General features: G+C 74.1%; 10 protein-coding genes. 4 read left to right on the top strand and 6 right to left on the bottom strand.

Annotated features, from left to right (window positions below; translation table 11 throughout):
• The first annotated feature begins 281 nt into the window (after positions 1-281).
• Entirely contained in the window at positions 282-851 is a 570-nt protein-coding gene (locus LWC33_RS20875) for a tyrosine-protein phosphatase (protein ID WP_308190978.1), read from the top strand.
• Positions 852-912: 61 nt separating this feature from the next.
• Here the strand turns inward: LWC33_RS20875 and LWC33_RS20870 are convergent, their stop codons facing one another.
• Positions 913-3,330: a Tex family protein gene (locus tag LWC33_RS20870; RefSeq protein WP_233306123.1), complete on the bottom strand. Its 2,418-nt coding sequence runs from the start codon at positions 3,328-3,330 to the stop codon at positions 913-915.
• Positions 3,331-3,611: 281 nt separating this feature from the next.
• On the opposite strand from LWC33_RS20870, the gene LWC33_RS20865 reads away from it, so the two are divergent.
• Positions 3,612-5,147, top strand: a complete 1,536-nt coding sequence (locus tag LWC33_RS20865; protein ID WP_233306105.1) for an alpha/beta hydrolase — start codon at positions 3,612-3,614, stop codon at positions 5,145-5,147.
• Between the two features lie 26 nt (positions 5,148-5,173).
• Here the strand turns inward: LWC33_RS20865 and LWC33_RS20860 are convergent, their stop codons facing one another.
• The 3 genes from LWC33_RS20860 to LWC33_RS20850 are packed head-to-tail and all read right to left on the bottom strand — an operon-like array spanning position 5,174 to position 9,365.
• Complete coding sequence (locus LWC33_RS20860; protein ID WP_233306104.1) at positions 5,174-6,043, bottom strand: HTD2 family dehydratase; 870 nt, start codon at positions 6,041-6,043, stop codon at positions 5,174-5,176.
• A gap of 30 nt (positions 6,044-6,073) precedes the next feature.
• Positions 6,074-7,285, bottom strand: a complete 1,212-nt coding sequence (locus LWC33_RS20855; RefSeq protein WP_233306103.1) for a class I SAM-dependent RNA methyltransferase — start codon at positions 7,283-7,285, stop codon at positions 6,074-6,076.
• Positions 7,269-9,365, bottom strand: coding sequence for an APC family permease (locus tag LWC33_RS20850; RefSeq protein WP_233306102.1), 2,097 nt, complete (start codon positions 9,363-9,365; stop codon positions 7,269-7,271). The genes LWC33_RS20855 and LWC33_RS20850 overlap by 17 nt, the downstream gene beginning before the upstream one ends.
• A gap of 126 nt (positions 9,366-9,491) precedes the next feature.
• Here LWC33_RS20850 and LWC33_RS20845 point away from each other — a divergent pair, with 126 nt between their 5' ends.
• On the top strand, positions 9,492-10,154 hold the full coding sequence (locus tag LWC33_RS20845; protein ID WP_233306101.1) for a potassium channel family protein: 663 nt from the start codon (positions 9,492-9,494) through the stop codon (positions 10,152-10,154).
• Between the two features lie 22 nt (positions 10,155-10,176).
• Positions 10,177-10,836: a potassium channel family protein gene (locus LWC33_RS20840; protein ID WP_233306100.1), complete on the top strand. Its 660-nt coding sequence runs from the start codon at positions 10,177-10,179 to the stop codon at positions 10,834-10,836.
• 58 nt (positions 10,837-10,894) lie between these two features.
• Here LWC33_RS20840 and LWC33_RS20835 read toward each other — a convergent pair whose 3' ends face one another.
• Both LWC33_RS20835 and LWC33_RS20830 read right to left on the bottom strand, forming a co-directional pair.
• On the bottom strand, positions 10,895-11,680 hold the full coding sequence (locus tag LWC33_RS20835) for a DUF3159 domain-containing protein (RefSeq protein WP_233306099.1): 786 nt from the start codon (positions 11,678-11,680) through the stop codon (positions 10,895-10,897).
• Positions 11,677-12,057 (bottom strand): OB-fold nucleic acid binding domain-containing protein, encoded by a 381-nt coding sequence (locus tag LWC33_RS20830; RefSeq protein WP_037051928.1) that lies wholly within the window; start codon positions 12,055-12,057, stop codon positions 11,677-11,679. Before LWC33_RS20830 ends, LWC33_RS20835 begins: the two co-directional genes overlap by 4 nt.
• Positions 12,058-12,312 lie beyond the last annotated feature (255 nt).

Raw genomic sequence — 12,312 nt, 5'->3', positions numbered from 1 at the left:
GACGGCGCACCCGCGGGGAAGCCCGCGGGCCCGGAGCGGCTCGGTACCGCCGAAAAGGACCATGGGGCTCTCGGCTGACGTCATCGCTGACAGCCGACGGCACCCATTGTCACACGGTGGGTCGCGGGAGATCGCAGCGGGCCGGGGTCCTGCCCGCCTACAGGGGGATCAACACACGTCGGCGCCCACGTGTTCCCGGTTCGTTCACCCTGTTCACGGCCGTGATCGGGCCGCCACGGTGATCCGCAGGGAACCGGACGTGCCTCCGGTCACCATTCCACCTGGCGTTCACCGACCGCGGGGACCCTCGGTCGGGTGAGCATCTCGCTGCCCTGGAACTGCGCACCCCGGCCAACCCCCGCGACGTCGGCGGCCTGCCGACCACCGACGGGCGCCGCGTGCGCGCCGGCGAGTACCTCCGCAGCGACGCCCCGCAGCCCGGCGACCGCGCGACGTTCGTCCCCCGCACGGTCGTCGACCTGCGCTCGCGCGACGAGACCCGCGGCCTCGACCACCCGCTCGCCGCGGTCGCCGAGGTGCACGAGGTGCCGCTCGGCGTCTCGCTCGCGCCCGACGTCGTGGCCGCGACCCCGGCCGGCGAGCGGGACCTCGCCTGGGCCTACCGGCTGCTCGTGACCGAGGCCGCCAGGGCCGGTTCGGGGTCGACCGCGCGGCCCTGGAGGCGGTGCTCGACGACATGGAGGCCCACCCGGGCGGCCTGCGCGGGCACCTGCTGGCCCACGGCACCGACCCGGACGACCTCGACCTGCTCACCCGCCGCCTCGTCGGCTGATCCGGCGGCGGTGACGACAGCGACGACAGCGACGACCGTGACGACGGTGACGCGGTGACGGCGGCGACGACAGTGACAGCGGCGGCCGCCGGAGCGACCGCCGCCGTCGGGCCGTCCGCCTACTTGAAGCCGGCGCGCTTCAGGGCATCGGCCATGGCGTTGTTCAGCGGGGCCGGCTTGTCCTGCCGGTTGCGCTGCCCGCCCTGCCGGCCCTGGCCGCCCTTGCCACCCTGGCCGCTCTTGCCACCCTGACCGCCCTGCCGGTCGCGGCCCTTGCCGCCGCCCTGGCGGTCGCGCGGGCCCCGGTCCCCGCGGTCGCCCCGATCCCCGCCACCGCGGTTCTGCCGGCCGCCGGCGCCACCCTTGCCGGGCTCGTCGTCGAGGCGCAGGGTGAGCGAGATCCGCTTCCGGTCCTCGTCGACGTCGAGCACCTTGACCTTGACGACGTCGCCGGACTTCACGACCTCGCGCGGGTCCGACACGAACTGGCTGGACATCGCCGAGACGTGCACGAGCCCGTCCTGGTGGACGCCGACGTCGACGAACGCGCCGAAGGCCGCCACGTTGGTGACCACGCCCTCGAGAACCATGCCCGGCCGCAGGTCCGCGATCTTGTGCACGCCCTCGGCGAAGGTCGCGGTGCGGAAGGCCGGGCGCGGGTCGCGGCCCGGCTTCTCCAGCTCGGCGAGGATGTCGCTGACCGTCGGCAGCCCGAACCGGTCGTCGACGAACCGCTGCGGCTGCAGGTTCTTCAGCTTCGTGGTGTTGCCGAGCAGCTCGTCGATGCCGACCTTCGCGGCCTCGACCATCTTCCGGACGACCGGGTACGACTCGGGGTGCACGCCGGAGACGTCGAGCGGCTCGTCGCCGCCGCGGATCCGGAGGAAGCCGGCGCACTGCTCGAAGGCCTTCGGGCCCAGCCGCGGGACGTCGGCCAGCGCGGTCCGGGTGCGGAAGGGGCCGTTGGCGTCCCGGTGGGACACGATCGCGGCGGCCAGCGACTCGCTGATGCCCGACACCCGGCGCAGCAGCGGCGCCGAGGCCGAGTTCAGGTCCACCCCGACGGCGTTCACACAGTCCTCGACCACCGCGTCGAGCGAGCGGGACAGCGACGTCTCGGGCAGGTCGTGCTGGTACTGCCCGACGCCGATCGACTTCGGGTCGATCTTCACGAGCTCGGCGAGCGGGTCCTGCAGCCGGCGCGCGATGGAGACCGCGCCGCGCAGCGAGACGTCGAGCTCCGGCAGCTCGGCCGACGCGTACGCCGAGGCCGAGTAGACCGACGCGCCCGCCTCGCTGACCATCACCTTGGTCATCTTGAGCCCGGGGTTCATCGCCACGAGCTCGCCGGCCAGCTTGTCCGTCTCGCGGGAGGCGGTGCCGTTGCCGATGGCGATCAGGTCCACGGAGTGCTCGGTGGCCAGCTTGGTGAGCGTGACCAGCGCGCCGTTCCAGTCCTTGCGCGGCTCGTGCGGGTAGATCGTGTCCGTGGCGACGACCTTGCCGGTCCCGTCGACCACCGCGACCTTCACGCCGGTGCGCAGGCCCGGGTCGAGGCCCATCGTCGCCCGGGTCCCGGCGGGCGCGGCGAGCAGCAGGTCGCGCAGGTTGGACGCGAAGACGCCGATCGCGCCCTCCTCCGCGGCGGTGCGCAGCCGCACCCGGATGTCGATGCCCAGGTGCAGCAGGATGCGCGTGCGCCAGGTCCAGCGCACGACGTCGTTGAGCCACCGGTCGGCGGGCCGGCCCTCGTCGGAGATGCCGACGTGCGCGGCGATCAGGGTCTCCCAGTCGGTCCGGACGCCCGGCTCGGCCGGCTCGGTGTCGGGCTCCAGCGAGACGTCGAGGACCTCCTCCTTCTCGCCGCGGAAGACGGCGAGGATGCGGTGGCTCGGCAGCGAGGTGAAGGGCTCGGAGAAGTCGAAGTAGTCCGCGAACTTGGCGGCCGCGATGTCACCGGCCTCCCTGCCCGGGCGGACCTTCGACACCAGCACGCCGCGGCTCCACATCCGCTCGCGCAGGCCGCCGATGAGGTCCGGCTCCTCGGAGAAGCGCTCGACGAGGATCGCGCGGGCGCCCTCGAGCGCGGCGGCGGCGTCGGCGACGTTCTCGCCGAGGTACTTCGCCGCCTCCTCCTCGGGGGTCAGCGAGGGGTCGGCGAGCAGGGCGTCGGCGAGCGGCTCGAGGCCGTTCTCCCGGGCGATCATGGCCTTGGTGCGGCGCTTGGGCTTGTAGGGCAGGTAGACGTCCTCGAGCCGGGCCTTCGACTCGGCGGCCAGCACCTGCTGCTCCAGCTCGGGGGTGAGCTTGCCCTGCTTGCGGATCTCCTCGAGCACGGCGGTCCGCCGCTCCTCCAGCTCGCGCAGGTAGCGCAGCCGCTCCTCGAGGGTGCGGAGCTGGGCGTCGTCGAGCCCGCCCGTGGCCTCCTTCCGGTAGCGGGCCACGAACGGCACGGTCGACCCCTCGTCGAGGAGGTCGACGGCCGAGGCGACCTGGTGCCGGCGCACGCCCAGCTCGTCGGCGATGCGCTGCTCGATCGACGGCTGGGGGGTGGTCTGGGCCGAGGACTGCGGAGCCGACGCCGCCCCGGTGGGGGCCGCGGGGGCCGCTGCGGGAACCGAACCTGTCACTCCCCCATCCTCCCCGGACGGCCCCCCGGCGGGTACGGGTGGGGTGGGGTGGGGTCGCGCGAACCGGAGGCCGTCGCCGGCGGTGCGGGAGGGAACCGCCCCGGCGGGTACGCGATCCGGCGCCGATTCACAGCGGGTCCACAGCCTTCTCCGGGCTCGTCCCCAGCCGGCGCGGCAACGGTGCCCGGGTGGGTCACTACGGCCACGGCCTGTCCCTGCTGACCGGCTGGCTCCCTGTCGCGATCCCGGCGGTCACGGCCGCCGTCCTGCTCGCGGTCCTGGTGCGCCGCGCCGGGCGGCGGTGGTACCTGGTGTGGCTGCCGGTGGCCGCGGTGGTCGGCCTCGGAGCGAGCCTGCTGGTCCGCGAGCAGGTCACCGCCGACGGGCTGACGGACGACCCGGCGCCCGTCGTGCTCTGGATCTGGATCGGCGTGACGGTCGGCGCGGCCGTCGTCGCGGTCGCCGGCTGGCGGCGGACGCCCTGGTGGCGGCGGGCGCTGTCGATCATCGCGGTGCCGCTCGCGGTGCTCTGCGTCGCCTCGGTCCTCAACCAGTGGGTCGGCTACTACCCCACCGTGCAGGAGGCCTGGGGCGCCGCGACCGCCGGTCCGCTGCCGGACGAGGTCGACGACGCGCAGCTGGCGAGCCTCGCCGCCGCACCGACGCCGCCCGCGCACGGCGCCCTGGTCGGCGTGGACATCCCCGCCACGGCCAGCGGGTTCACGCACCGCGAGGAGTATGTCTACCTGCCGCCGGCCTGGTTCACCGGGAGCGACCACCATCCCGCCCTGCCGGCGCTGATGATGGTCGGGGGCGAGTTCAACACCCCCGCGGACTGGATCCGCACCGGCAACGCCCTGGACGTCGTGGACGGGTACGCGGCCGCGCACGGGGGCCTCACGCCGATCCTCGTCTTCGTCGACTCGGGCGGGTCGTTCAACAACGACACCCAGTGCGTGAACGGGCCCCGGGGCAACTCCGCCGACCACCTGACCGAGGACGTCCGGCCCTACGTCGTGTCCCGCTTCGGCGCCTCCGCCGGACCCGCGAGCTGGGGGGTCGTGGGGTGGTCGATGGGCGGGACCTGCGCCGTGGACCTCGCCGTGATGCACCCCGAGCTCTTCGGCACCTTCGAGGACATCGCGGGTGACCTCGGCCCGGCCGTCGGCGGCAAGGACGAGACGATCAGCCGATTGTACGGCGGGAACGCGGCGGCGTGGGCCCGGTTCGACCCGCTCACCGTGCTGGCGGCGCACGGCCGCTACGCCGACACCGCCGGCTGGTTCGAGAACTCCTCCGGCGGCGGACCGGGGTTCGGGCCCGGCGGACGGGCCGGCTTCGCGTTCCGCGGCGGACCGCGCCTCCCGACCGGCTCCGGGTTCGGCGGGCAGGCCGACCCGGGCGCGGACGGGAGCGAGCCCCAGGAGGCGGCGCAGCTCTGCACCGCGATGACGGCGCAGGGCATCGCCTGCACGCAGCACACCACGCCGGGCGGCCACACCTGGCAGGTGGCCGCGACCTCCTTCGCCGACGCCTTCCCCTGGCTGGTGGACCGGGTGCAGGGCGGCACCGCGCCGGGGACGTCCACGGCCGCCGCTACGCCCGCCACCACCGCTCCGTCCGCGGCCGCGGGGGTGACCCCGGCCGCGGCGAGGGCTCCGGCCGCCGGGGTGGCTCCGGCCGCGGCGGTGGCTCCGGCCCCCACCGGGCGCACGACGTCCTGAGGCCCGTCCGCCGACGGCCCGCGCGATCAGGCGAAGGTGACCTGACCGGTGATGCTCGGGTCGGCCCCGGGCACCCCGCAGACGAGGTCGGAGCCGTCGGGCTTGCCCGTCGCCACCACCGGCGCGCCGGCGAAGGCCGGCCGGCGCAGGCGGTAGGAGAACCCGGCGACCTGGCGGTCCGGCGCGAACCGGCGGGGCAGCTCGAGCAGCATCAGCGCGAGCAGCGGCCCGTGCACCACGAGCCCGGGGAAGCCCTCGACGTCGCGGGTGTAGGGCAGGTCGTGGTGGATCCGGTGGGCGTTGTAGGTCAGCGCGCTCATCCGGAACAGCAGCACCTCGTCGGGACGCAGCACCGCCTGCCACTCCCCCGGCGCCGCCGGCTCGGGCTCGCGCGGCTCCGGGGCCGTCGGCGTCGCGGCGCGCGCCGCCCCGGGCTCCTGCTCCCGGTAGACGACGTCGTGCTCCTCGACCTGGGCCACCTCGCCGTCGCGCAGGTACTCGTGGGACAGGGTGACGAACAGCATGTCACCGGACCGCCCGGACTTCGGGGTGATCGAGCTCAGCGCACTGCGCCGGGTCACCTCGTCGCCCACGCGCAGCGGCGCGCGCACGGTGAGCCGGCCGCCGGCGAACATCCGCCGGCGGTTCGGGATCGGCGGCAGGAAGTGCCCCTCGCGGGGGTGTCCGTCCTCGCCGAGCTCGGAGGTGGCGGGCCGCTCGAGGAAGTGGAAGGCCGTCCACAGCGGCGGGAGCGCGGTCGACCCCTGCCCGGTCGCGTCGATCGGCGAGGGCTGGTCGAGCAGGCCGGCGAACGAGTCCGACGGGACGCGGTCCAGGACCTCCCGCACCTCGACCGCTCCGGGCTCCCACCCCTCGACGTACTCGGCGATGCCCATGGTCCTCCTGTCTGCCGTCGTTCGTGCGGATCAGCTGCGGTCGCGCTCGGGTTCGAAGAGCGCGACCGACTCCATGTGGTGCGTCATCGGGAAGGCGTCGAAGGACCGCAGCGCGGTGAGCGCGTAGCCCCGCGCGGCGAAGAGCCTCACGTCGCGGCCCAGCGCCGCCGGGTCGCAGGCCACGTAGACGACCCGCTCCGGGCCCCGCCCGCACAGCTCCTCGACCATCGCCTTGCCGAGCCCCTTGCGCGGCGGGTCGGCGACGACGACGGCCGGGTCGGGCAGCCCGGCGACCACGCGTTCGACCCGACCGGACCGGAAGGTCACCTGCGGCAGGTCCCGCAGTGCCCGCTCGCCGTCGGCCACGGCCTGCCGCGCCGACTCGACGACCGTCACCGAACCCGTCGGCCCCACCTGCCTGGCCAGCACCGCGGCGAACAGCCCGACCCCGCCGTAGAGGTCCCAGGCCGCGCCGCCCGCGGGCGCCGCCGCCCACTCCCCCACGAGCCCGGCGAGCGTGTCGGCCAGCTCCGGGTGCACCTGCCAGAAGGCGCCCGGCGAGAGCTCCCAGTCGCGGCCGGCCGCGTGCTGCACCGAGGCGCTGCGCTCCGCCGGCGGCACGCCCGAGCCGAGGTGCCGCTCGCCCCGGGCGTCGACGGCCACCTCGATCTCGTCGCCGGGGCGCCAGTGCCGCCGGAGCAGGTCGTCGAGCAGCCCGGCGGGCGCGAGCAGGCAGTCCGAGATCGGGACGACCTCGTGGCTGTGGTGGGCGCGCAGCCCGGCCCGGCCCTCGTCGTCGACCGCGAGGCGCAGGCGCTGCCGCCAGCCGAGCGGGCCGCCGGGGAGCTCCTCGACCTCGACCGAGGCGGCGAGCCCGCCGGTCAGGCCGCCGAGGCGGGTGAGCTGCTCGCGCAGCACGGTGGTCTTGAGGGCGCGCTGCGCGGGCGGCGCGACGTGCTGGAAGTCGCAGCCGCCGCAGCCGCCGGCACGCGCCCACGGGCACGGCGCCGGCACGCGGTCCGGCGAGGGCTCCGGCACCGAGATCGTGTCGGCCAGGCAGAACGACCCGCCCTGGTCCTCGGTCACCACCGCCCGGACCCGCTCGCCGGGCAGCGCGTGCCGGACGAAGAGCACGCGGCCCTCGTGCCGGGCCACGCAGTGCCCGCCGTGGGCGACCGGGCCGACCTCCAGCTCGAGCACGCGGTCGGTCCAGTCGAGGGTGCGCTCAGCGGACCGGGTCACCGCTGTCCTTCCGGGTGTCGGAGCCGGGTGTGGTGCGGGTGCCCGCGCTGCGGGTGGCGGTGGCGCTCGGGGTCTGGTCGCCGGGCAGCTGCTCCATCGAGGGGTAGCCGCGGCGCGAGGCGCCCGGGGCGAAGTGCGGCGAGAGCGGCTGGGCGGCGGCCGAGGAGGCCAGCTGCCAGGGCACGCTCGTGACCATCACCCCCGGCTGGAACAGCAGCCGGCTCTTCAGCCGCAGCGCGGACTGGTTGTGCAGCAGCTGCTCCCACCAGTGCCCCACGACGTACTCCGGGATGTAGACCGTCACGACGTCCCGCGGGGTGTTCGAGCGGATGCGCTTCACGTAGTCCAGGACCGGTCGCGTGATCTCCCGGTACGGGGACTCGACGACCTTGAGCTTGACCGGGATCTTCCGCTTGCCCCAGTCCGTGATCAGTCTCTTGGTGTCCGCATCGTCGACGTTGACGGTGAGCGCCTCCAGCACGTCCGGCCGTGTCGCCCGGGCGTAGGCGAGGGCGCGCAGCGTGGGCTTGTGCAGGGTCGACACGAGCACGACGGCGTGGTTGCGGCTCGGCAGCACGGCGTCGGACTCGCCGGCCTGCAGCTCCGCCGACACCCGGTCGTAGTGCTTCTGGATCGCGACCATCAGCACGAAGAACCCGGCCATCGCCACGATGGTGATCCACGCGCCGAGCACGAACTTGGTGACCAGGACCGTGAGCAGGACGAGCCCGGTCATGATCGCGCCGAACCCGTTGATCGTCTGCGAGCGGCGCATCCGGCGCCGCTCTCTCGGGTCGGTCACCGTCCTCAGCTCGCGGTTCCAGTGCCGCACCATGCCGGTCTGGCTCAGCGTGAACGACACGAACACGCCCACCGTGTACAGCGGGATCAGGCGGGTGACCTCCGCCTGGAAACCGATCACCAGCACGACGGCGAAGGCCGCGAGGATCAGGATGCCGTTGGAGAAGGCGAGCCGGTCGCCGCGGGTGTGCAGCTGGCGGGGCAGGAAGCGGTCCTGGGAGAGGATCGAGCCCAGCACCGGGAAGCCGTTGAACGCCGTGTTCGCCGCGAGCGCCAGGATCAGCGCCGTCATGATCACCACGAAGAAGAACCCGGGCCGGAAGCCGGAGAAGACGGCGTCGGCCAGCTGGGCGACCATCGTCTGCTGCTGGTAGCCCGGGGGCGCGTCGGGGAACTGGGTGGCGGGGTCCCCGGCGATCTGGACCCCGGTGAGCCGACCCAGGGCGAGCAGGCCCAGGAACATGGACACCGAGATCACGCCCATGATCAGCAGCGTGGTGGCGGCGTTGCGGGACTTGGGCTTGCGGAAGGCCGGCACGCCGTTGGAGATCGCCTCGACACCGGTCAGCGCCGCCGCGCCCTGGGTGAAGCTGCGCAGGATCAGCAGCACCAGAGCCAGCCCGGTGAAGGTGTCGCCCTCGGCCACGAGGTGCAGGTTCGTGCTGGCCGTCACGACGTCCTGGCCCAGGACCAGCACCCGGGTCAGACCCCAGAGGATCATCGAGCCGATGCCGATCATGAACAGGTACACCGGCACCGCGAAGGCGGCGCCCGCCTCCCGGATCCCCCGCAGGTTGATCGCCGTGAGCACGACGATCGCCAGCACGGCGAACAGCACCTTGTGCTCGGCCACGAAGGGCACCAGCGCGCCGATGTTCGCCGCGGCCGCGGAGATCGACACCGCGACGGTGAGCGTGTAGTCGACGAGCAGCGCGCTCGCCACGGTGAGCCCCGCCTTGCGCCCGAGGTTGACGGTCGCCACCTCGTAGTCGCCGCCGCCCGACGGGTACGCGTGCACGTTCTGCCGGTAGCTCGCCACCACCGTGAGCAGCACGATCGCCACGGCGACGCCGATCCATGGGGACAGCGCGTAGGAGGTGACGCCCGCGACCGACAGGGTCAGGAAGATCTCCTCCGGCGCGTACGCGACCGACGACATGGCGTCGGAGGCGAAGACCGGCAGCGCGATCCGCTTGGTCAGGAGCGTGCTGTGCAGCCGGTCGCTGCGCTGTGGTCGACCGACGAGAATGCGCTTGACGGCGACGCCGAGCTTGGACACGTCGGAAGCCTATGCTCTCCGTGGTGGACCCACGCGATAGCGTGCGCCGACGACGAGCCCGGCCCCGTTCGCAGGCGCCGCGGCCGTCGGAACGTGAGACCGACCGAGCCCGGGAGGGCCCATCCGATGTACGTCGTGATCATGGGATGCGGCCGCGTCGGCGCGTCCCTCGCCGCAGGGCTCGAACGCCTCGGCCACGAGGTCTCCGTCGTCGACCGGGACGTGCAGGCCTTCCGCCGGCTCGGCACGGACTTCCGCGGCCGCCAGGTCGTCGGGTTCGGGTTCCACCGCGAGGTGCTCATCGAGGCCGGGATCGAGAAGGCCGACGCGTTCGCCGCCGTCTCGTCCGGTGACAACTCCAACATCCTTTCCGCGCGGGTCGCCCGGGAGACGTTCGGCGTGGAGCGGGTGGTCGCCCGGATCTACGACGCCAAGCGCGCCGCCGTCTACGAGCGGCTCGGCATCCCCACCGTCGCCACGGTGCCGTGGACCACGGACCGCTTCATGCGGATGGTGCTGCCCGACGGCGTCGCGACGGCCTGGCGCGAGCCCGCCGGGACCGTCGCGATCCTGCCCCTGCCGCTGCACGAGGACTGGGTCGGGCGCCCCATCCGCGAGCTGGAGGAGGCCACCGGATCCCGGGTGGCGTTCCTCGTCCGGTTCGGCACCGGCGTGCTGCCCACCCGCGAGACGGCCGTGCAGGCCGACGACACCGTCTACGTGGCGGCGGTCTCGGGCACGGTCTCCGACGTCACGGCCGCGGCGGCCGCGCCGCCCGCCGACTCCTGAGAACCCGAGAGGGCGTGAGGTCATGAGGGTCGCCATCGCCGGGGCCGGAGCCGTCGGCCGCTCCATCGCGCGGGAGCTCGTGGAGAACCAGCACCAGGTCATGCTCATCGAGCGCGACCTCAGCCACATCGACCCCGCCGCCGTCGAGGAGGCGGAGTGGGTGCACGCCGACGCCTGCGAGCTGCAGACGCTCGAGGACGCCGGCATCGAGAGCTGCGACGTCGTGATCGCCGCGACCGGCGACGACAAGGTCAACCTCGTCGTCTCGCTGCTGGCCAAGACCGAGTTCGCGGTGCGCCGGGTGGTCGCGCGGGTCAACGACCCCCGCAACGAGTGGCTGTTCGGCGAGAACTGGGGCGTCGACGTCTCGGTCTCCACCCCGCGGCTGCTCGCGGCCCTGGTCGAGGAGGCCGTGGCCGTCGGCGACCTGGTCCGGCTGCTCACCCTGCGGCAGGGTCAGGCGAACCTCGTCGAGGTCACCCTGCCCACGCACACACCGCTGGCCGGACGCCCGGTGCGGGACCTGGCGCTGCCGCCGGACTCCGCGCTGGTCACGATCCTGCGCGGCGGCCGGGTGCTCGTCCCGCAGGCCGACGACGCGCTGGAGCCGGGCGACGAGCTGCTCTTCGTCGCCACCGCGGCCGTCGAGGAGGAGATCCGGGCGGCGGTCGTCGACGCCTGAGGCCGGCTCCGGGACGCGCCGCGCCTCGGCCCGGCGGCCCGTCCGCGGCGTGCGGCCGTCAGCTCGGGGCGGGGGTGCGCTCGGCGCGGCGGACGGCGACGACCGTCCCGACGATCGCGAGGCCGAGCAGCGGGTAGCCCATGCCCAGGCGGGCGATGCCGAGCCAGGTCTCCTCGTCGGCGTTGTACAGCCAGCCCTGCACCACGAGGCGGGCGGCGAACACGAGCGCCCAGAGCGCGCTGGCCCAGCCGTACGCCCTCAGCATGCGGGGGTTGCGGCGCCAGTCCTGGCCGTGCCCGTTGACGGCGTGCCAGATCACCCCGGCGAGCGGCCACCGCACGACGATCGAGACGAGGAACGCGAGCCCGAGCGCGGCGCTGTAGAGCAGGCCGGGCAGGTAGAACCCGCGGGCCTCGCCGGTGCGGTAGGCGATGAACGCGCAGACCGCCACGCCGAACAGCCCGGAGATCGCGGGCTGCAGCGGCTGCCTGCGGGCGATGCGGAAGAGCGCCACCAGCACGCCGGCCACGACTGCGGCGATCAGGGCGGGCTTGAGCGAGAACAGGACGTTGGCGACGACGAACACCGCGACCGGGACCGTCGAGGCGATGATGCCGGGGATGCCGCCCATCTGCTCGAGGAGCGTGGGGCGGCGCTCGGACTCCGCGGGGTCGTCGTCCGGGTCCCCGTCCGGGTCCCCGTCGGTCTCCCCGGCGGCGCCGCGTGCGGTCTCCTCGACCGGGACGCGCGGGATCGGCCCCGTGGCCGAGTCGTGGTCCGCCGGCTCGCCGGCCACCCGCGGGATCCGGGTGGTCGGCTGGTCCCCCTCGGGACCCGGCGTCACTGGGCCTGGCAGATCTCGTAGTACGGGTTGTACAGGACCTTCCGCCCGTCGCGGACCGAGATCCTGCCGCGCACCCGCATCGTCCGGCCGGGCTCGATGCCCGGGATCCGGCGTCGACCCATCCAGACCAGCGTCACTCCCTCGGTGCCGTCGTACAGCTCCGCCTGGAGCTGCGCGCTGCTGTCGTCCTCGGGGCAGAACTCCACACTCCTGAGACGACCCAGCATGGTCACCTCCTGGCCGCACGCACACTCGCTCGCGCGCTGCGCGCCGGAACGCTCGGAATCCTCGGACAGGTCGTCCGCGTCCAGGACGTCGACGTCGCTGGTGAGCTTGCGAAGCATGCGGCGGAACGCCCCACCGTCCGTGCTGCCCATCTCTCTCCTCGGCTGCTCGGGCGCGGGCCGTCTCTGCTGATCCGGCCGCTGCCCGTGCAAGGGTAACGCGGGGGAAACCGGAAGTGTGCCCCGGACGAGCGGGTTCATGCGCCCGGGGGCGGTCCCGATCTTCTCCGTCGGTGAGCGGCGCGATCACCGCGCCGACACGCAGCCGCCCGGACGGGTGAAGCCCCCTTCCACACCCGGATCCTGCCGATCTGCCCGGATTCTGGGACCGGGGTCCCGTTCGGCGTC

It is taken from the genome of Pseudonocardia terrae (assembly GCF_021343995.1).
In the GTDB taxonomy this organism is placed as follows: Bacteria; Actinomycetota; Actinomycetes; order Mycobacteriales; family Pseudonocardiaceae; genus Pseudonocardia; species Pseudonocardia terrae.
The sequence above is the reverse complement of the archived record's forward strand: the minus strand, read 5'-3'. Positions and strand labels throughout refer to the sequence as shown.